Raw genomic sequence first — 19664 nt, 5'->3', positions numbered from 1 at the left:
TGCAGCGCTCCCACACGTGCCGGACCAGCGGCTTCCCGGCGATCGGATGGAGGGGCTTTCCGGGGAAGCGGGACGACCCCCAGCGGGCTGGGAGAATGCCGGTGATGTGGATGCCGCCGGAACTCACGGGAAATGCGCTGGGCGGAGACTAAGCGGCGGCCTCGCCGAGGGGCAAGAGCAAGACGTCGCGAGGTGGGAATCGGGGGTCGGGGGTCGGGGGGCTGGCGCAGGGGCACCCGGAAAGGGTTGCTTCAGTGATCGGGGGAGGCACCGTCGGCCTCGAGGAAACGCAGTGCCTTGTCGTAGGAGCAGCCCGAGAGGAAGTGCTCGAGCCGGGCCGGCAGCGTGCCGCGCCGGGCGGCGTGCCAGGTCTCGATGTCGAGTGACACCGACTTGAGGGCCTCGAGGTGGGCGGTCGGGTCCCGGTCGCGGAAGGGATGGTCGGCGATCACGTCGAGGCGACGGCGGAGCAGGGCGGCGAGTTCGGGATGGAGCACGGGGGCAGGGTGGAGCGGCCGGGGGCGCGGCGCAAATCCTGCGTGGACGGGGGCGGGTCGGGCTCCCTAGCGTGCGCCATGTTCATCGGGGCGATCGAGGCGCTGATAGGCGTGGATGCGGCCTGGGTTCCCGGCGCCGACGAGACGTCGCTGTACCTGCGCCCCATGCTGATCGGCACCGAGGCGTGCCTGGGCGTGCGGCCGTCGCAGACCGTCGAGTTCGTGCTGCTGGCCTCTCCCGTGGGGGCGTACTTCCCGAACGGCGTGAAGCCGGTGTCGATCTGGGTCGCGCAGGGCTTCCATCGCGCGGGGGCGGGTGGGACCGGCCAGGCCAAGACCGCCGGCAACTACGCGGCCTCGCTGCTGCCCCAGCAGCAGGCGCAGGATCACGGCTGCGACCAGGTGCTGTTCCTCGACGCCTCGCGCGACCTGTACGTCGAGGAGCTGGGCGGCATGAACGTGTTCGCGGTGCGGCGCGACGGCACCGTGTGGACGCCGCGCGTGACCGGCACGATCCTCGAGGGCGTGACGCGGTCCTCGGTGATCGAGCTGCTGCGGGCCGACGGCCGCGAGGTGGTCGAGCGGGACATCTCGATCGACGAGTTGCGCGACGGCATCTCCTCGGGTGCGATCGAGGAGTTCTTCGCGTGCGGCACCGCCGCGGTCGTGACGCCGATCGCGCGCCTCGTGACGCCCTCGTACGACCTCGTCATCGGGGACGGTGGCCCTGGCACGCTCACCACGTCTCTGCGCGGGCGCCTCACCGACATCCAGTACGGGCGGGCCGAGGATCACCTCGGGTGGATGCGGCGGGTGCTGTAGCGGCCGTTGTCTTCGGAGCCGTCCCCAGGCGCTGGTGTGCGGCGGCGCTCCACAGCGCAGCGCCGATGCGCGGGCTGGCTTCTGCGGCGGCGCATACTGTTCACGACATGCCGAACCAGAATGCCGAGTACCGCTCCGATCCCTCGGTCCCCGAGTACACGCTGACACGCAAGAAGATGCGCAACATGCGGATGCGGATCGACTCGCGGACGCTCGAGGTGCGCGTCTCCGCGCCCCACTCGACGCCGCTGTGGCGCATCGACTCGTTCGTGGCTTCGCGTGCGTCGTGGATCAATGAGCGCATCGCGGCGCTGGCGGCGGTGCCGGAACCGCTGGTGCACGGCGCGGAGGCGGAGCGCTGCCGGGCGGTGCTCGAGGAGTGGCTCGACGAGCTCATGCCGGTGTGGTGCGAGCGGTTCGACGTTGCTCCGCCTCACCTGAGCCTGAGGATCATGCGCTCGCGGTGGGGCAGTTGCCGAGCCTCGACCCGACGCATCACGCTCAATCTGGAACTCGCGCGGCGGGGCTATGGCATGGCCGAATACGTTCTCGTCCACGAGCTCAGCCACCTGTTCGAGCTCAATCACGGGCCGCGGTTCTACGCGCTCATGGACCATCACCTGCCGGACTGGCGGGAGCGCAAGGCGGCTCTGGGGCCGCTGTAGTCGCTCTCTGGCTCACGTGATACCAGAGTGATACCGTGGGGGAATGGCGATGACCGTGCGCATGACCGCGGAGCAGGACGCGATGCTGACCAAACTCGCGGCCGAGTGGGGCGTGTCCAAGAACGAGGCGATCGTGAGGGCCGTGGAGGCCGCCTCTCGTGAAGACTCGACGGACGCAGCGTTCATGGACGCCTACGAGCACGTGAGCGGCAAGTATCGCGACGCGCTCGATCGCCTCGGCTCGGTCTGATGGACGTCCGGTACCCGACCTTCGCGATTGCCGTGAAGGTGATCGTGCGCGAAGGCATCGGGCCGATCCGCGACGAGGGACTCCTCGAGTCAGCGCTCGCACGCCCGGCGACCACCGTCATGGGATCGGATGCCTACCCGACGCTCGAGACCAAGGCCGCGGCACTCCTTCACTCGCTGTGCCTGAATCATCCACTCGTCGACGGCAACAAGCGGCTCTCCGCTCTGATGGCGGTCATGTTTCTGCGCGTGAACGGACGGGAACTGGCTCTCGACAACGACGAGCTGTTCGAGTTGACCATGGCTGTCGCGTCCGGCGATCTGCGGGATGTCGACGAGATTGCCGCGCGACTGCGCACCACACCGCGCTAGGGCGACGTACCACTGCCAGCACGACCCGCGCATCGGCCCTGTGCCATCCCTGGTGGGTGTGCCATACTGGCCGCGATGCACACCGCGATCATCATTCCGTAGCGCGTCGGCGAGACCCTCCCGACGCGCAGCCTCCCGCACCCTGGGGGGCTTTTTTGTTGGAAGGGCGAGCCGCGCCAGAACCGAGGAGCACCACGATGACGGATCTCGCAGTCGAGGTCTACGACACCACCCTGCGCGACGGCGCGCAGCAGGAGGGCATGAACCTGTCCGTCGCGGACAAGATGGCGATTGCGCCGCTGCTGGATGAGCTGGGCGTGGGCATCATCGAGGGCGGCTGGCCCGGCGCGGTGCCCAAGGACACCGAGTTCTTCGCGCTGGTCGCCAAGGAGCTGTCGTTCAGGAACGCGCAGTTCGCGGCGTTCGGCATGACGCGGCGTGCGGGCTCGACCGCGGCCGCAGACCCGCAGGTGCGGGCGCTGCTGGACTCCGAGGCGCCCATCATCACGCTGGTCGCCAAGTCCGACATCCGGCACGCGGAGCGCGCGCTGCGGGTCCCGCCCGAGGAGAACCTCCGGATGATCGAAGAGACGGTGGCGTTCCTCGTGGGCGAGGGCCGGCGTGTGGTCCTGGACGCCGAGCACTTCTTCGACGGCTACCGCTACGACGCGGACTACTCGGTGAAGGCGCTGCAGGTGGCGGAGGCCGCGGGCGCGTCCACCCTGGTGCTGTGCGACACCAACGGCGGCATGCTGCCCGACGACGTCAGCGCGATCGTGGCGGACGTGCGCGCGCGGACCTCGTCGCAGCTGGGCATGCACGCGCACAACGATTCCGGGTGTGCCGTCGCCAACTCGATGGCCGCGGTCGCCGCGGGTGCGACGCACGTCCAGGGCTGCGTCAACGGCTACGGCGAGCGCACCGGCAACGCGGACCTGGTGGCTGTGGTCGCGAACCTCGAGCTCAAGCGCGGCGTCAGCGCGCTCGCGGGCGACGGCCTCGCCGAGTCCACGCGCATCGCCCACGCGATCTCCGAGATCACCAACATCGCGCCCTTCGCGCGCCAGCCGTACGTGGGGGCATCGGCCTTCGCGCACAAGGCGGGCCTGCACGCGTCCGCGATCCGCGTGGACCCCGACCTCTACCAGCACCTCGACCCGGCGCTGGTGGGCAACGACATGCGCATGCTGGTGTCCGACATGGCCGGTCGCGCGTCGATCGAGCTCAAGGGCAAGGAGCTGGGTTTCGACCTCGCTGGTCAGAACGAGTTGCTGGGCCGCGTGACCGAGCGGGTGAAGCACGCCGAGGCCGCCGGCTACACGTTCGACGCTGCGGACGCGTCCTTCGACCTCCTGCTGCGATCCGAGATGGGCGCCATGCCCACGTTCTGGGACACCGAGACGTGGCGCGTGCGGGTCTCGTCCAAGCCGGGCGACCCCACGGATGCGGACGCCGAGGCCGTCATCAAGCTCCGCGCCGGCGGCGAGCGCATCGTCGAGGTGGGCGAGGGCAACGGCCCCGTCAACGCCCTGGACCACGCGCTGCGCGACGCGTTGTGCGGCGCCTACCCCGAGATCGAGGAGTTCGAGCTCACTGACTTCAAGGTGAGGATCATGGAGGCCTCGCACGGCACTGACGCCGTCACGCGGGTCCTCATCACCACGGTGCACCGCGAGACGGGCGAGCTGTGGCGGACCGTGGGCGTGGGTCCCAACGTCATCGAGGCATCGTGGGAGGCGCTGTCGGACTCGCTCGTGTACGGCCTGCTGAAGGCGGGCGTGGCCCCGCGCTAGACCGCGACGCCCACCAGGTGGCCGATGCCGTACGTGATCGCCATCGCCAGCGATCCTCCCAGCACGTTGCGAATGATCGCGCGCCGGTAGCTCGAGTGCGCGAGCCGCGCTGACGTGTAACCGGTGGCCGCGAGCGCGATCGCCACGGCCGCGAACGTCACGGGCACCTGATACGCGGGCGGGGGAAGCAGGATCATCAGGACCGGCAGCAGCCCGCCGAGCGTGAACGCGATCAGCGACGCGATGCCGGCGTGCCAAGGGTTCGTGAGCTCGTTGGGGTCGATGCCGAGGTGCATGCGCGCGTGGATCGAGACCGGGTCGTGCGCGGTCTGCTCGACCGCCGCTGCACGTGCCGTCGCCTCCGACATGCCGGTGTCCATGTTGAGCTGCACCAACTGCTCGAGTTCCCACTCCGGACGCTTGCGATGCCAGCGCCGCTCCCGCCTCAGCTGCTCGCTCTCGGCGTCGCGCTGCGAGGACACCGACACGTATTCGCCCACGCCCATCGACAGCGCACCCGCCACGAGCCCAGCGATGCCCGCGGTGAGGATGGCGGCGTGGTTCTCGGGTGCCGCGGCGGCGACGCCGATCACCAGACCGGCCATCGACACGATGCCGTCGTTGGCGCCCAGCACCCCGGCGCGGAGCGCGTTGAGGCGACCCGAGACCGAGGTCTCGTCGATGTGCTCCGGGTCGCGGCGCGTGAACATGAGACCAGGCTAGAACGGCGGCGAGCTGTGGCGCTAGGAAGGCATACCTGACTTTCGGAGCACCGAAACCCCTGCTAAACCCTTCCCCCTCACCCCCGCGAAATGGATCCCTTTCGCTCGTCTCAGCGCTTGGGGAAGCGAAAAGGACCCATTTCGCGGGATGGGCGGCTACTGCGGGCCTACCGCCAGGATCTCGATCGCCGGAGAACCTGCCTCGTCGGACGCGTCGAGGTCCACGAGCGCCGTGATGGCCCAGTCGTGGTCGCTCGCGGGATCGTCGAGCACCTGGCGTACCAGCCACGACCCCTCGGGTAGGGCCGCATCCGGCGCTGAGGCCAGGGCTGCGCGCGCCCGCCCCTCGTCGTGGTCGCCGCCGGGCTCTACAAAGGTGATGAGCGCCGCGGAGCGGGCGTCCGGTCCGATGCCGATCGCCTGGTCGCCCTGCTCCTCGAACAGCGGGTCGAGCGCGTCGCGCCACGCATCGGCGTTCCAGCCCGAGCCGGCGTCCAGAGCGCCGAGTGCCGGGTAGTCCTCGCGTGCCGCGAGCTCGACGCGGCGGAACAGGGCGTTGCCGACAAGGCGCCTCAACATCCGCGGGTTTCCCGTCATGGGCCGGGCGGGGCCGCCGACGGAGGGGGCTGCGGCAACGGATGCGGGGTCCACGTCATCGCCCAGGCCCACCTCGGGGTTCATCAGCCGCTCCCACTCGTCCAGCAGCGACGAGTCGGTCGAGCGCACCACGTCGCCCAGCCACTCCGTGATCGCCTCGACGTCGTCCGTGCGGTGCTCGGCGGGCACTGTCTGCCGCATCGCGCGATACGCCTCCGCGAGGTAGCGCAGCACCACGCCCTCGGTCCGCTCGAGCCCGTAGGCGGACACCAGGTCGCGGAAGCTCATGGCCTTCTCAAGCATGTCGCGCACCACGGACTTGGGAGACAGCTCGGCGTCGAGGATCCACGGGTTCACCCGCCGGTAGGTGAGGAACGCGGGCTCGAGCAGGTCAGCGAGCGGCCGGGGCCACGTGACCTCCTCGAGCAGGTCCATGCGCTCCTCGTACTCGATCCCGTCGGCCTTCATGGCCGCCACGGCCTCGCCCCGCGCCTGGTGCTGCTGCGCGACCAGCACCTGGCGCGGGTCGGACAGCGTCGCCTCGATGACGGAGACCACGTCGAGCGCGTGGTCGGGCGCGTCCACGTTGACCAGGTCCATGGCGGCGAGGGCGAACGGCGACAGCGGCTGGTTGAGTGCGAAGTGGCGGGGTACGTCGACCGTGAGGCGCACGGTCGGTCGCTCGCCGCGGGGGTGCGACGGGTCCGGCACGCGCACCTTCTCGACCACCCCGGCGATGCGCAGGGAGCGGTAGATCCGTAGGGCCTGGCGCGCGTGGGCGGAGCGCTGCGCGTCGGTCTCGTGCACGGACTCGAGCAGGTCCCGCATGGCGACCACGGGGTCCTGAGCCTCGCGGCCCAGCGCCTCGTTCGCCACCCCGCGCGACAGCAGGTTCAGCACCATGGCGTGCGTGACGGAGAAGCTCGAGGTGAGCGGCTCGGGAGGAGCATCGCGCAGTCGCTCGAAGGTCGCATCGGTCCAGTTCACGGAACCCTGCGGCGCCTTCTTGCGCACCACCTTCTTGAGCTTCTTGGGGTCGTCTCCGGCCTTCGCGAGAAGCTTGCGGTTCTCGATCACGTGATCGGGCGCCATCACGATCACTTCACCCTCAGTGTCGAAGCCAGCGCGGCCCGCGCGCCCCGCGATCTGGTGGAACTCGCGCGCAGTGAGGTGACGCATGCGCTCGCCGTCGTACTTCACGAGTGAGGTCAGCAGCACCGTGCGGATGGGCACGTTGATGCCCACGCCCAACGTGTCCGTGCCACACACCACCTTCAGCAGCCCCTGCTGGGTCAGTCGCTCGACGATGCGCCGGTACTTGGGCAGCATCCCGGCGTGGTGCACCCCGATGCCCGCCCGCAGGAACTTGCTCAGCGTCTTGCCGAAGCCCGTGCCAAAGCTCACCCCAGCCAGCGCATCGGCGATCGCGGCCTTCTCCGTCTTCGAGGCGACGTTCATGCTCAGCAGCGCCTGCGCGCGATCCACCGCGTCCTTCTGCGTGAAGTGGACCACGTAGACGGGCGCGCGGCCGGACTCGACCAGGCCCTCGACCACCTCGGGCAGCGGCTCGACGCAGTACTCGAAGCTCAGCGGCACCGGGCGCTCGGTGGTGGTGACCTCCGCGACGGCGCGGCCGGTGCGCTCGGTGAGGTCCTCGACCAGCCACTCGGTGTCGCCCAGCGTCGCTGACATCAGCACGAACTGCGCTCGCGGCAGTTCGAGCAGCGGCACCTGCCACGCCCAGCCGCGCTGCGGGTCGGAGTAGAAGTGGAACTCGTCCATGACCACGAGCGACGCGTCCGTGGCGGCACCGTCGCGCAGCGCCAGGTTGGCGAGGATCTCGGCGGTGCAGCAGATGATCGGCGCGTCAGGGTTCACCGCGCTGTCGCCCGTCATGAGCCCCACGTTCTGCGACCCGAACAGGTCGATCAGCGCGAAGAACTTCTCGCTCACCAGGGCCTTCAGCGGCGCGGTGTAGAAGGTGCGGCCGCCGGTGCCGCCCTGGTGGGCGGCGAGGGCGGCGAAGTGGGCGCCTGCCGCGACCAGCGACTTCCCGGAGCCCGTGGGCGTCGCGAGGATCACGTGCGAGCCGGAGACGATCTCGATGAGCGCCTCGTCCTGGTGCGGGTACAGCGGCAGGCCGGTGTCCTCCGCCCATGTCGCGAAGGCCTCGTAGAGCGCGTCGGGGTCGGGCGCGACGCCCGGCTGGGGCTGGGGCAGGCGGGACAGGAGGGTGGCGTCGGCGGAAGTCATCGGGAACATTGTGACGGACGGTGACGTGAGCGTGGTGTGCCTCGTGACCGTGCGAATCGCAGGAGGGGTGGACGTGGTGTGCCTAGTTTGGGGCGCGCTCGCCCATGACCGCGGTGCCCACGCGCACCATGGTGGCGCCCTCGGCGATCGCCCACTCGAGGTCGCGGGACATGCCCATCGACAGGTGCCACGCGTCTGCCAGGGGGAACTCGCCGCGCTCGGACCGGATCAGCGCCGCGTCGCGGATGTCCCGCAGGCGGCAGTAGCCAGCGCGCACGGCGTCCTCGTCGGTCGAGTTGAGGCCGATAGTCATGAAGCCCGTGACGGTCAGGAACGGCAGCGCCTGCACCGCGGTCGCGAGAGCGAGCGCCTCATCGGGGTCGACGCCCGCCTTCGACTCCTCGCCCGAGACGTTGACCTGGATCATGACGTCGAGGTCGCGCTCGGCCTCGAGGCACAGGCGCGAGAGGCGCTCCGCGAGCCGCATCGAGTCCACGGTCTGCACGCAGTCGGCGAACTCGACCGCGATGCCGGCCTTGTTGCGCTGCAGCTGCCCGATCACGTGGACCCGCGCCCCGGCGGCACGCAACGCTGCGCCCTTCTCGGCCAGCTCCTGCATGCGCGACTCTCCCACCACGGCACCGCCGGCGGCGACGACGGCCGCGGCCGCATCGGCGTCCCAGGTCTTGGTCGCCACGAGCACCTGCACCCCGGCGCCGGCACGGCCGCACTGCGCCTCGGCGATGTGCACGCGCGCCTTGACCTCGTCGAGGCGCTCGGCCGGGTTCCAGTCAACGGGGGCGGAGGAGAGCGGCGTCATGAGTCCTTCCTGATGAGGGCGAGGGTGGCGCCGGTGAGGCGCACCAGGTCCGTCGGGGCGAGTGAGATGTCGAGGCCACGCTGTCCGCCGGAGACGTAGACGCGATCCCGGTCGAGCGCCGACGCATCGAGGACCGTGGGCAGGCGCTTGCGGCCGCCCAGCGGGGAGATGCCGCCCACGACGTAGCCGGTGGCGCGCTCGGCCGCCACAGGGTCGGCCATAGTCGCGCGCTTGGCGCCCAGCGCCTTCGCGACCGCCTTGAGGTCCAGCGTGCCGTCGACCGGCGTGATCGCCATCGACAGCGTGCCGTCCGCGAGAACGCAGAGTGTCTTGAACACGGCGGCCGGGGACACTCCCAGCGCTTCCGCGGCCTCGAGTCCGTAGGACAGTTCGGACGCCGCATCGTGCTCGTACGGATGCAACTCATGCGCGACGCCGGCACGGATGAGGGCGGCGACAGCAGGGGTGCTGGCGGAGGCGCGGCGCGACATGGCCACCAGTGTGCCGCATCGGGAGGGCCCCGCAGATGGCCTATCGTGACGGCGTGAGCGAGTTGACGCACGTGGACATGTGGACCGACGGCGCCTGCAAGGGCAACCCCGGCGTGGGCGGCTGGGGCACGCTGATGCGATCCGGCGGCAAGGAGCGCGAGCTGTTCGGCGGCGAGCGCGAGACCACGAACAACCGCATGGAGCTCACCGCAGTGATCGAGGGCCTCGCCGCTCTCAAGCGCCCGTGCGACATCACGCTCCACGTCGACTCGCAGTACGTCATGAACGGCGTCCAGTCCTGGATGGCCGGGTGGAAGCGCAACGGCTGGAAGACGCGCGACAAGAAGCCCGTGAAGAACCAGGAGCTCTGGATGGCGCTCGACGAGCAAGTCGCCCGTCACCAGATCGAGTGGGTCTGGGTCAAGGGTCACGCGGGCGATCCGGGCAACGAACGCGCCGACGCCCTGGCCAATCTGGGCGTCGACGAGGCGCGCGCCTCCTGACCATGGAGGCTCTGCCGGCCACGATCGCGGCGCCGGTCGAGTGCCGGCTCGAGGTCAAGCGGTCGGTCTTCCTGGCCCACCTGGCTCCGGTGGCATCCGTCGAGGGAGCCGATGCGGTGGTCGCCTCCCGCCGCAAGGAGCACTGGGACGCGCGGCACCACTGCACCGCGCTGATCGTGGGCCCGCACGCCGACCGTCAGCGATCGAACGACGACGGCGAGCCAGCAGGGACCGCTGGCGCGCCCATGCTCGAGGTGCTGCGCCACCGCGACGTCACGGATGTGGTGGCGGTGGTGACGCGGTGGTTCGGCGGCACACTGTTGGGGGCGGGCGGGCTGGTGCGGGCGTACGGCAGTGCGGTGTCGGGCGCTCTCGACGCCGCGACCTGGGTGGATCGTGTCCACCTCACGCGCGTCACCGCGGAGGCGCCGCATGCCGAGGCCGGCCGCCTCCTCGCTTACCTCCACACCTGGGCGGACACGCATCGGGCGGTCCTGGACGAGCCGGAGTACGGCGCCCAGGCGCGCCTGTCGCTGCGGGTGCCGCCGGAGCTGGTCGCGACGCTCGGCGCGGATGTCGCCGCCCTCACCGGGGGCGCTGTCTCGGTGGTTCCCGGCGACACGGTCGTGGTCGATCGCCCGCGCGCCTAGATGCGCTCCGCCAACTAGGCTTGACGCGGCGGAGGGACGGCTGATGGCATTCGTACGCGGAGTTGGTTGGGTGTTGGCGTACTTCTTTGGCGTCGGCGGGTTCTTTGTCGCTGGGGCCTCCTTGACGATGGGCGAAGCTCCGGAAATCGGACCTGTCATCGGTATGGGCGTGGGCGTGGTTCTTTGGCTAGTTCTGTCGAGAACGGGCGAGGCCGCGCGCGACGAATCGCTGGCCATGCAGCAATCTAAGGCGCCACACCTTGCGACTAATGGCACCGAAATGGGCGTTTCGAGACTCCCGGATGACTGGAGTCGAGCGCTGGCAAGCAGAGGCCTCTCGCGCGCAGAGATCGACCGGACGGTCGATGGTGCATACCGCGCGGCCCCTGGTCGGGTCTACCCTGAGCCCCACGAGATCTTCCGAGCTTTCGATCTGACACCGCTCGACGCCGTGAAGGTCGTCATTGTCGGGCAGGACCCATATCCAGAAGGACGTAGCGCTTGCGGCCTGGCCTTCTCGGTACCCCGCGGAGTCAGAGTTCCGTACTCTCTCGGTCGCGTCTACTCAAGAATGGAAGCAGAGCTCGATCCTGGTGCGTTCACGCGACCCGAGCACGGAGACCTTACTGCGTGGGCCCGGAACGGAGTCCTGCTGTTGAATAGCGCGTTGACCGCTATCGGGGGCAAGCCCGGTTCCCAGATAGCGGACTGGGCTCGATTCACGCGTACGGTTCTGGAAGTCGTCAACCAGCGCTCGGCACCGGTGGTGTTCATGCTGTGGGGTGACGAGGCCATTGCGCTTGGCGACGGGATTCCCCTAGATGAAGTCCGCCACAAGGTATACCGGTCAACTCATCCACGACGCGAAGAACCGTCGAGGTTTCCGCGGTTTGCTGGCACTGCACAGTTCATCGGCGCGAATGCCTTCCTCGAGTCCAAGGGTCGAGGCCAAGTCAACTGGGCACTCGACTAGCGGCCTCACAACGAGCATTCCTCAAGGGTGTGATGTCTCAGCGAAGCCGCACGTCCTGGCACCTCTGCTTCCTGTCCCTCTTGAGTCCCGGCTCGAGCCAACACCGTTGGAACACGTACGGGACTGCTGCGGGTCACGGTCGTGGCCGGCGACACGGTCGTGGTCGCTCGCCCGCGCGCTTGAGGCTCAGGTGGCCGGACTGCGCGCGCGATGCGGCACGATGGCGCCATGACGTCGTTCAGCCGCACCGCCGGCATGCCGCTGCTGGTGCTCGTGGGGCTCGCGTGCCAGGAGGCGGGCGCGGCCGTCGCGGTGACGATCATCCCGGAGATCGGTGCGTGGGGCGTCATCGCGACGCGGCTGCTGTTCTCGGCGCTCGTGCTGCTGCCGTTCGCGGTCGTGAGCCTGCGCCGGGGCGCTCGCGTGCACTGGCTCACCGTGCTCGCCTTCGGCGTCTCCCTCGCGGCCATGAACGCCTTCTTCTATCTGGCGCTCGCCCGCATCCCGCTGGGCGTCACCGTGACCATCGAGGTGATGGGGCCGCTGGTGCTGAGCGTGTTCGCGAGCCGCAGCTGGCGGGGCCTGCTGTGGGCGGTGCTCGCGGGAACCGGTGTCGCGCTGCTGGGCGGCGGCGCGCAGGACCTCGATCCGCTCGGGATGCTGTTCGCCGGTGGAGCTGCCGTGATGTGGGCGGCGTACATCCTCACCGCCCGGGCGGCCGGAGCGAGCATGCCCGGCGTGGTGGGCCTCGCGCTCGCGACCGCGGTGGGTGCGCTGCTCACGGTTCCGGTGGCGGGCGTGGTGGTGGGCGAGGCTCTGCTCAACCCCGCCGCGCTCGCGCTCGCCTTCGCGGTGGCGGTGCTGAGCTCCGCGATCCCGTACGGGATCGAGCTCAGCGCGCTGCGACGCATGAAGGCGGAGACCTTCGCGATCCTGCTGGCTCTGGCGCCGGCCATCGCGGCGCTCGCTGGCCTGATCCTGCTCGATCAGAGGCTGACGTGGGTGGTGGCGGCGGGCATCGCCCTGGTGACGATCGCCGGAGTGGGCGCCGTCGCATCGGCGGGACGCCGGGCGGTGCCGGCGACCGAGGCTCCCGTCGAGGAGCCCTGAGTCTCGCGCCTCAGTGGGACATGAGTGCCGCAGTGGCCGCGAAAACGGCACCCATGTCCCTCCAGCGTGCACCGGGCGGGTATCAAGCCGAGTCGAGCACCGTGTCGCAGATCTCGATGAGCCGCTCGCGCAGTGGCGCGGCCCGGCGCGCGAACTCGCGCTGACGCCGCGCGTACTCGGACTTGCCGGACGGCGTCTCGACGGCGATCGCCTCGAGCCCGTAGGAAGACACGTCATACGGAGATGCCTGCATGTCGACGCGGCGCACATCCAGCGCGAGCTCGAAGCAGTCCAGCAGCAGTTCGCCCGGCGCGGCGGGGCCGAGCTTCATGGCCCACTTGTACAGATCCATGGTCGCGTGCAGGCAGCCGGGCTGATCCATGTCGACCTGGCCCGCGCGCGTGAGCTGGTGGGCATTCAGAGGCACGGCGGGCGGGGTGAAGAACCGGAACGCATCGATGTGGGTGCACTTCAGCGGGTGCGCCTCAACGACCGCGTCGGTACTGGATGCACCCAGCCGCAGCGGCAGGCCGTGACGGCGCTCCGCATCCGCCGAGCGGTAGACCATCGCCCACTCGTGCATCCCGAAGCAGCCGAGCATGGGCATGCGCCCCGCGGTCGCCGCGAGCAGGCGCCGGATGTGGCGGACCCCCTCGCCGCGGTCCGCGACAAACCCCGGCACGTCGAGAGCCGTGACGCCGTCCTCGGTGACGTACCAGCGCCACCCGGTGTGCGCATCGGCCTGCTCCAGCGCCAGTCCGATGCCCGGGTGCCACCGCCGCAGCTGTGCCGGCTTGGTCGAGTAGTAGTCGTAGAGGAAGTCCTCGATCGCATGGCTCTCGCCGCGGGCGGCGCGCTCGCGGCGGCCGGCCGTCAGGGCGTCGGCTCGATCCGCATGGGCCGATGCCTGGGTCGCCCACTCCTCGCGTGACTGCACGGTGCGGGGAGGCGAGGCGACGGGCATGGTGCCTATTGTCTCAGGCACGTACGTCAGGCATCCCACCACCGCAGCACCCGCAGTGCGCGCAGCGTGATGAGCCGGCTGGGCTCGCCCACGGCCTCGAAGTCGACGTGCGTGCGGCCGCGATGGACACGCTCGAGCGGCCACCGGCCGTCGGGCAGCCGCTTCGAGCGCAGCACGTCGATCGCCTCGGCCGCGCGCGGATCCGGCGCCCGCCCCACAGCACGGAGGTAGTCGAGCGCCCGCAGCACGTCGTAGTGCCATTGCGGTGGGTAGGACAGCTCGAGATACGCCGGATCGACCACGTCGCCGGTGGACAGCCGCCTGAAAAGCCCACGCGTGAGCAGGTACTCCTCGCCGGCGCGCATCGCCTCGTCAATGCGCGCGGGGGAAGGAGTGACATCCCGGTACGCCGCCAGCCCCTCGAGCACGTTGATGGTGGTGTCGAAGCTCGACACCGTCGCGCCGCGCTCGACCTCGCAGTTCCAGCCGCCGTCGGGAAGCTGCTCGGACAGCAGCCGGTCGACAAGCGGACGGCCGTCGCGTCCGGCCCACGCGCACAGCCCGACCACGCGCCCGTTGATGCACGGCTCGACCTCGCCATCGAAGAAGGGCTGACCGCCCTCCTCCCACAGAACGGAAGTCTCGATGGTCTCGAGGGCCGATGCGAGGACAGGATCCGTGGGCACGGCGCCGAGGTCTCTCAGCAGCATGAGTACGGGGAACGTCGCCGTCCACGGCTGGCCCTCGCGCTCCCAGTCCTCGGGCGTGTAGCCCTCAGGCCAGAAGGCCGCGCGCGCCCATCCGTGGTCCGGGTCCCGCGCGGCCATGAGCGCGGCGCCCCAGCCCTCGTGGATGACGCGTGCGCGCTCGGCCGCGACCTCGTCCGCAGGGGCGTCGAGCAGGTCGCGCATCACCTGCCAGCGCACGGCGGGGTCGCCGCCGAGCAGCCAGTCGTTCACCGCGTCGCTCATGCTCCGACAGTAGGCCTCGGGCCGTCGTTCAGCGAGAGCGGGCGTTCCGGCGAGACTGCGCGTCCTCCCACGCGTCCGCGGTCTCGCTCGAGGCGATAGTCAGCACCCGCTCGAGCGGCCCCGGCCCCACCCAGAACTTCCACGCGCTCGCGAACACGATCGACCCGAGCCACAGCGCCACCAGGGCGGAGTTGACCGGCTCGCGCACCGTCCAGTCGCCCACGATGGCGATGACGAGCACCTGGAGCGTGTAGAGCGTGAGTGCCATCGATCCCGTGGCGCGCAACGGCCACATCAGGCGCGGCGCGAGCCGCGTGATCGCGAGGCACACCGCGACGACGGCGAGCGCCGCGCCGATGTTGCGGCCGGCCTCGACGGGCGTGAACGAGTGATCCTCCGAGGACAGCCAGTCGGGGTTCTCACCCCACGCGTCGCGCAGGACCACCGCGGCGACGCTCGTCACGGTGAAGATCACGGCGCCCAGACCCCCGAGCCACGCGCTGGAGGCCCACGACCGCAGGTCCGCGCGCCCCACGACGATCCCCACGAGGATGTACGCCATCCACGTGGCGGCGGGGTAGCTGCCGTCCCACAGCGTGTCCACCACGGCGAGCTCGCTGACGCCCGCATCGGTCGCCCAGCCGTCCAGGACCCGCGTGATCCAGCCGCCCGTCAGGGCGAGCACCGTGGCGAGCGAGACGAGCCAGCGCGCGCGCCACCGCAGCACCGGCAGTGCGAGCAGGAACATCAGCCCCAGGTGATGCAGGATGATCGCGATGGGCGTCTCGAACACCTCGAGCATCAACCCCAACACGATGAGCAGCCCGCCGCGCACCGCGATGCGCACGCGGGTCCGGCCCAGCGCGACGTCATCCACGTCGACCGCCGCGACTGTGCCCCGACGCGTCAGCATCAGCGTCATCGACACGCCGGCGAGCACCGCGAACAGCGCCGACGGGAATCCGTGCGAGGCGATCAGCCAGGGCCACGCGCCCTCGGCGGGCCCTCGGACCCCGTCGTTGCCCAGGTGGGCCGCGAACATGCCCAGGACGGCGACCGCGCGAGCGACGTCCAGGCCGTCGATGCGCATCGCATCGCGCGCCGTCGTCCCGCGCAGGGCCCCGCCCGTCACGCGCCCAGCGCCTCCTCGCCCCACGCGTAGTGCGCGCCCAGGCACTCGTGTGCGACGGAGCCGAGCGTCTGGCCGCCCAGCCATGCCCGCGCATCGGCGTCCCAGAGCCTGTCGTCGTCAGCAGAAAGCAGAGCGGCGCACGCGTCCGCGTTGCTGTCGAGCAGCAGCGCGCGCAGCTCGGCGTAGGGCCGATGCGCGTGCTGGCTGAGGATGTCGGCGTTCAGTTCCGCGAGGCGGTCCCCGCCGTAGCCCTCCGCGGGGAAGGCGGGCGTCTCGCCCCGCGCATCGGCCTCCAGCCATCCCAGCCACAGCACGTGCCAGCCGTGCAGGTGTGCCAGGACGTCCGCCACCCGCTCCCCGGCGAACGTGGGGGCGACCGCGTGGTCCGGCAGCGCGTCGGCGTGCCTGAGGAGCGCGGCGAGGCGCGCGTGCGCGTCCGCGACGACTGCGACCGCGCTGGACGGGGACATGCTCGCATCGTACGACCGGCGGCCCCGGCGGCGACACCACTGCCCGGCCACTACGCTGGAGCCCATGCGTATCGCCAGATTCACGACGGGCGACGAGCCGCGCTACGCGATCGTCGACGGAGAGCCAGGGAACGAGGAGTTGGTGGTCCTCACCGGCGACCCGATGTACACGCCGGGGGAGGTGACAGGCGAGCGCGTTAAGCTCACCGACGACGTGCGGCTGCTCGCGCCGGTCATCCCGAGGTCGAAGGCCATCTGCCTGGGCAAGAACTATGAGGCCCACGCCAAGGAGATCCCGCACCGCGGCCCCGCCTCCGAGGTGCCGATCATCTTCCTCAAGCCCAACACCGCGGTGATCGGCCCCGACGACCCCATCGTGCTGCCCTCGTACTCCGAGGACGTGCAGCTCGAGGCGGAGCTCGCGGTCGTGATCGGCCGGCTGTGCAAGGACGTGGCCCCCGAGCACGCCGAGCAGTACATCTACGGCTATACGTGCGCCAACGACGTCACGGCGCGTGACCTCCAGCGCGCCGAGGACCAGTGGTTCCGCGCCAAGGCCTTCGACACGTCCCTGCCCCTGGGACCGTGGATCGAGACGGACCTCGACACGGACGACGCGGCGATCAGCTCGCGCATCAACGGCGAGCTCACGCAGAACGGCAACACCAAGGACATGATCCGCGACGTCGCGCACGCCGTGTCGATGGCCTCCGAGGTCACCACGCTGCTGCCGGGCGACGTGATCCTCACGGGCACGCCGTCCGGGGTGACCACGCTCAACCACGCGGACATCGTCGAGGTCGAGATCGAGGGGCTGGGTGTGCTGCGCAACCCGGTGATCCGCCGATGAGCGCGGTCGTTGAGGGTGGGGCGCCCCAGGTCCGCGTCCGCTTCTGCCCGTCGCCCACCGGCACGCCGCACGTGGGTCTCATCCGCACGGCCCTGTTCAACTGGGCGCACGCGCGTCACCACGGCGGCACCTTCGTGTTCCGCATCGAGGACACTGACGCGGAGCGCGACTCGCAGGAGTCCTACGAGCAGCTGCTCGACGCGCTGCGGTGGCTCGGTCTCGACTGGGACGAGGGCCCCGAGGTGGGCGGGCCCTATGAGCCGTACCGCCAGTCCGAGCGCCACGACCTGCACATGGACGTCGCCCGGCGCCTGCTCGAGGGCGGCTACGCGTACGAGTCCTTCTCGACGCCCGAGGAGGTCGAGGCGCGTCACCGCGAGGCCGGCCGCGACCCCAAGCGCGGCTATGACGGCTTCGACCGCGACCTCACCGAGGAGCAGAAGGCCGCGTACCGCGCCGAGGGTCGCCAGCCCGTGATCCGCGTGCGCATGCCGGACGAGGACATCACGTTCACGGACCTCATCCGCGGCGAGGTGACGTTCCCGGCCGGCTCGATCCCCGACTTCGTGATCGTGCGCGGCAATGGCGTGCCGCTGTACACGCTGGTCAACCCGGTCGACGACGCGCTGATGCGCATCACCCACGTGCTGCGCGGCGAGGACCTGCTGTCCTCGACCCCTCGCCAGATCGCGCTCTACCGCGCCATGGTGGAGCTCGGGATCGCCGAGCAGGTGCCGCAGTTCGGGCACATGCCCATGGTCACCGGCGAGGGCAACAAGAAGCTGTCCAAGCGCGCGCCCGAGTCCAACCTGTTCCTGCACCGCGACCGCGGCTTCATCCGCGAGGGCCTGCTGAACTACCTGTCGCTGCTCGGCTGGTCCATCGGCCCCGACCGCGACGTGTTCACGCCGGATGAGTTGGTGAAGGCCTTCGACATCTCGGACGTCACGCCCACGCCGGCGCGCTTCGACCTCAAGAAGGCCGAGGCCATCAACGGCGACCACATCCGCGCGCTGCACGTCAGTGACTTCGTCACCAGGCTCGTGCCGTACCTGCATGCGTCCGGGCACCTGACGACGCCCGACGTGCGCGAGCTCACGCCGCACGAGGAGCAGACGCTCGCGGAGGCCGCACCGCTGGTGCAGACCCGCATGAACCTGCTGGGCGAGGCGCCGGGGATGCTCGGCTTCTTCTTCGTGGACGACGAGGCTCTGCCCTACGACGAGGCCGCGATCGCGAAGCTGCCCGAGAACGCCGCCGAGGTGCTCGACGCCGCGGTGCACGTGCTCGAGGGCATCGAGGACTTCTCGCCGGCCGCGCAGCAGGAGGCGCTGCAGGCGGTGCTCGTGGACCAGATGGGCATCAAGCCGCGCTTCGCCTACGGCCCGCTGCGCGTGGGCGTCACCGGACGTCTGGTGTCGCCGCCGCTGTTCGAGTCGATGGACATCCTGGGCCGCGACCACACGGTGGCCCGGCTCAAGCGCCTGCGCGCGACCTTGTGACGGCAGCCGGCCTGGGGGTGTGGGCGAAGCCCGTGCTCGAGGGCGCGCGGGTCGTGCTGCGGCCCTATCGCGCGGAGGACGCCGATGCGGTCTGGGAGATGGTCCACGACGCCGAGGGCAACGACCTCACCGGTACGACCGCCGACTTCACGCGCGAGCAGATCGACGCGTGGGTCGCGTCGCGGGCCACTGCGCCCGAACGGCTGGACCTGGCGATCGACGAGCGGGTGACGGGGGAGTACGCGGGCGAGGTCGTGCTGAATGACGTGGTCGGTCCGGCCGATGCGCCGGTCGGCGCGAACTTTCGCATCGCTCTGCGCGGTCCCGCCTGGTACGGGCGCGGTCTGGGGTCAGAGGCCACGTCGCTGGGGGGCCGGCACGCGTTCGAGACCGTGGGCCTGGCGCGCCTGACTCTGGATGTCCTCGCGCGCAACCCGCGCGCGATCCGCGCATACGAGAAGGTGGGCTTCGTGGAGACGGGGCGGCGCGACGAGGACGGCGAGACCTGGGTCGACATGGAGCTGACGCGAGAAGGGTGGGGGAGGCCGTGATTCGCGGGGTGCTGCTCGACATCGATGACACGCTGGTGGACACGCGCGGCGCGTTCCGTCACGCGCTGCTGCGCGTCGCGGACGAGTACCTGCGGGACGGGCTGGATCCCGACGAGGTGGTGCGCTTCTGGCGTGAGGACCGCTCCGGCTGGTATCGGGCTCACACCAGGGGAGAGATGTCCCATCGCGAGCAGCGCAAGCGCCGCGCCAACGAGCTCCACGCCGCGTTCGGCGGTCCCGCCATGGACGACGGCGCGTACGACATCTGGGACGACGGCTTCGAGCACCATTTCCGCGAGGGGTGGCGGCCGTTTCCCGATGCGGTGCCGCTGCTCGACCGTCTTGACGCCGCCGGGGTTCCCTACGGAGCGGTCACCAATGCCGCCGTGGCGTACCAGGATTTGAAGCTCGCGGCGTGCGGGCTCGCGGGCGTCGAGGTCTTCGCCGGTGTCGACACGTTTGGCGTGGGAAAACCGGACGCGCGCGTCTTCCTCGAGGGCTGCCGCCGCCTGAATCTCGCGCCCGGGGACGTGGCGTACGTGGGCGACGAGCCCGATGTCGACGCCGTCGGGGCCGTAGGTGCGGGGCTCACAGGCATCTGGCTCGACCGGCCCGGCACGCGGCGAGGCGCGGTGGACCACGAAGCCCTCGAAGCGGCAGGGGTTGTCGTGGTCGCCTCGCTCGACCGGGTGCTCGCGACCTAGCCA

Annotated in this window: 22 protein-coding genes and 1 pseudogene; 13 read left to right on the top strand and 10 right to left on the bottom strand. The window is 70.4% G+C overall.

Annotated features, from left to right (window positions below; genetic code table 11):
• Together QZ483_RS13575 and QZ483_RS01120 are read right to left on the bottom strand one after the other, a co-directional pair.
• Window positions 1–127: pseudogene (locus QZ483_RS13575) on the bottom strand (hypothetical protein); the annotation flags it as partial.
• Window positions 128–251: 124 nt separating this feature from the next.
• Window positions 252–497, bottom strand: a complete 246-nt coding sequence (locus QZ483_RS01120) for a hypothetical protein (RefSeq protein WP_297081142.1) — start codon at window positions 495–497, stop codon at window positions 252–254.
• Between the two features lie 78 nt (window positions 498–575).
• On the opposite strand from QZ483_RS01120, the gene QZ483_RS01115 reads away from it, so the two are divergent.
• From QZ483_RS01115 to cimA, 5 genes are all read left to right on the top strand, one after another.
• The gene (locus QZ483_RS01115; protein ID WP_297081141.1) at window positions 576–1319 is read left to right on the top strand and encodes a branched-chain amino acid aminotransferase; all 744 of its coding nucleotides are present in this window, start codon (window positions 576–578) and stop codon (window positions 1317–1319) included.
• Window positions 1320–1426: 107 nt separating this feature from the next.
• Window positions 1427–1984 carry a M48 family metallopeptidase gene (locus QZ483_RS01110; RefSeq protein ID WP_297081140.1) on the top strand — a complete coding sequence of 186 codons (558 nt, stop codon included), beginning with the start codon at window positions 1427–1429 and terminating at the stop codon, window positions 1982–1984.
• Window positions 1985–2027: 43 nt separating this feature from the next.
• Window positions 2028–2234, top strand: coding sequence for a CopG family transcriptional regulator (locus QZ483_RS01105; protein WP_297081139.1), 207 nt, complete (start codon window positions 2028–2030; stop codon window positions 2232–2234).
• Window positions 2234–2605: a type II toxin-antitoxin system death-on-curing family toxin gene (locus QZ483_RS01100; protein WP_297081138.1), complete on the top strand. Its 372-nt coding sequence runs from the start codon at window positions 2234–2236 to the stop codon at window positions 2603–2605. Before QZ483_RS01105 ends, QZ483_RS01100 begins: the two co-directional genes overlap by 1 nt.
• A 197-nt stretch (window positions 2606–2802) precedes the next feature.
• On the top strand, window positions 2803–4398 hold the full coding sequence (gene cimA / locus QZ483_RS01095; RefSeq protein WP_297081137.1) for a citramalate synthase: 1596 nt from the start codon (window positions 2803–2805) through the stop codon (window positions 4396–4398).
• Here cimA and QZ483_RS01090 read toward each other — a convergent pair.
• From QZ483_RS01090 to ybaK, 4 genes are all read right to left on the bottom strand, one after another.
• Window positions 4395–5108, bottom strand: coding sequence for a VIT family protein (locus tag QZ483_RS01090; protein WP_297081136.1), 714 nt, complete (start codon window positions 5106–5108; stop codon window positions 4395–4397). The two genes, cimA and QZ483_RS01090, sit on opposite strands and share 4 nt — an antisense overlap.
• A 168-nt stretch (window positions 5109–5276) precedes the next feature.
• Window positions 5277–7970: an RNA helicase gene (locus QZ483_RS01085; protein ID WP_297081135.1), complete on the bottom strand. Its 2694-nt coding sequence runs from the start codon at window positions 7968–7970 to the stop codon at window positions 5277–5279.
• An 82-nt stretch (window positions 7971–8052) separates the two neighbouring features.
• Window positions 8053–8790, bottom strand: coding sequence for a YggS family pyridoxal phosphate-dependent enzyme (locus QZ483_RS01080; protein ID WP_297081134.1), 738 nt, complete (start codon window positions 8788–8790; stop codon window positions 8053–8055).
• Entirely contained in the window at window positions 8787–9281 is a 495-nt protein-coding gene (gene ybaK / locus QZ483_RS01075) for a Cys-tRNA(Pro) deacylase (protein WP_297081133.1), read from the bottom strand. The genes QZ483_RS01080 and ybaK overlap by 4 nt, the downstream gene beginning before the upstream one ends.
• A gap of 77 nt (window positions 9282–9358) precedes the next feature.
• Between ybaK and rnhA the strand changes: the two genes are divergently transcribed.
• The 4 genes from rnhA (at window position 9359) to QZ483_RS01055 (ending at window position 12517) form a co-directional block, all read left to right on the top strand.
• Entirely contained in the window at window positions 9359–9784 is a 426-nt protein-coding gene (rnhA, locus tag QZ483_RS01070) for a ribonuclease HI (protein ID WP_297081143.1), read from the top strand.
• A gap of 2 nt (window positions 9785–9786) precedes the next feature.
• Window positions 9787–10434: a YigZ family protein gene (locus tag QZ483_RS01065; RefSeq protein ID WP_297081132.1), complete on the top strand. Its 648-nt coding sequence runs from the start codon at window positions 9787–9789 to the stop codon at window positions 10432–10434.
• Window positions 10435–10477: 43 nt separating this feature from the next.
• Entirely contained in the window at window positions 10478–11407 is a 930-nt protein-coding gene (locus QZ483_RS01060; RefSeq protein ID WP_297081131.1) for a uracil-DNA glycosylase, read from the top strand.
• A 228-nt stretch (window positions 11408–11635) separates the two neighbouring features.
• Window positions 11636–12517, top strand: a complete 882-nt coding sequence (locus QZ483_RS01055; protein WP_297081130.1) for a DMT family transporter — start codon at window positions 11636–11638, stop codon at window positions 12515–12517.
• An 82-nt stretch (window positions 12518–12599) separates the two neighbouring features.
• Here QZ483_RS01055 and QZ483_RS01050 read toward each other — a convergent pair whose 3' ends face one another.
• From QZ483_RS01050 to QZ483_RS01035, 4 genes are read right to left on the bottom strand one after another with little or no spacing between them, the layout of a single operon-like run.
• Window positions 12600–13481 carry a 3-methyladenine DNA glycosylase gene (locus QZ483_RS01050; RefSeq protein WP_297081129.1) on the bottom strand — a complete coding sequence of 294 codons (882 nt, stop codon included), beginning with the start codon at window positions 13479–13481 and terminating at the stop codon, window positions 12600–12602.
• A gap of 26 nt (window positions 13482–13507) precedes the next feature.
• The gene (locus QZ483_RS01045) at window positions 13508–14452 is read right to left on the bottom strand and encodes a hypothetical protein (RefSeq protein ID WP_297081128.1); all 945 of its coding nucleotides are present in this window, start codon (window positions 14450–14452) and stop codon (window positions 13508–13510) included.
• Window positions 14453–14480: 28 nt separating this feature from the next.
• A complete protein-coding gene (locus QZ483_RS01040; RefSeq protein ID WP_297081127.1) occupies window positions 14481–15584 on the bottom strand; it encodes a heparan-alpha-glucosaminide N-acetyltransferase domain-containing protein in 1104 nt (367 codons plus the stop codon).
• Window positions 15581–16054: a ClbS/DfsB family four-helix bundle protein gene (locus tag QZ483_RS01035; RefSeq protein WP_297081126.1), complete on the bottom strand. Its 474-nt coding sequence runs from the start codon at window positions 16052–16054 to the stop codon at window positions 15581–15583. Before QZ483_RS01035 ends, QZ483_RS01040 begins: the two co-directional genes overlap by 4 nt.
• A 64-nt stretch (window positions 16055–16118) precedes the next feature.
• Between QZ483_RS01035 and QZ483_RS01030 the strand changes: the two genes are divergently transcribed.
• The 4 genes from QZ483_RS01030 to QZ483_RS01015 are packed head-to-tail and all read left to right on the top strand — an operon-like array spanning window position 16119 to window position 19661.
• Window positions 16119–16904: a fumarylacetoacetate hydrolase family protein gene (locus QZ483_RS01030; protein WP_297081125.1), complete on the top strand. Its 786-nt coding sequence runs from the start codon at window positions 16119–16121 to the stop codon at window positions 16902–16904.
• Window positions 16901–18406, top strand: a complete 1506-nt coding sequence (gene gltX / locus QZ483_RS01025; protein ID WP_297081124.1) for a glutamate--tRNA ligase — start codon at window positions 16901–16903, stop codon at window positions 18404–18406. Before QZ483_RS01030 ends, gltX begins: the two co-directional genes overlap by 4 nt.
• The gene (locus tag QZ483_RS01020; protein WP_297081123.1) at window positions 18403–18957 is read left to right on the top strand and encodes a GNAT family N-acetyltransferase; all 555 of its coding nucleotides are present in this window, start codon (window positions 18403–18405) and stop codon (window positions 18955–18957) included. Before gltX ends, QZ483_RS01020 begins: the two co-directional genes overlap by 4 nt.
• On the top strand, window positions 18954–19661 hold the full coding sequence (locus tag QZ483_RS01015; protein WP_297081122.1) for an HAD family hydrolase: 708 nt from the start codon (window positions 18954–18956) through the stop codon (window positions 19659–19661). Before QZ483_RS01020 ends, QZ483_RS01015 begins: the two co-directional genes overlap by 4 nt.
• The last annotated feature ends 3 nt before the right edge of the window (window positions 19662–19664 follow it).

This window comes from uncultured Demequina sp. (assembly GCF_913055775.1).
In the GTDB taxonomy this organism is placed as follows: domain Bacteria; phylum Actinomycetota; class Actinomycetes; order Actinomycetales; family Demequinaceae; genus Demequina.
This window is presented reverse-complemented; position numbering and strand designations above follow the sequence as displayed.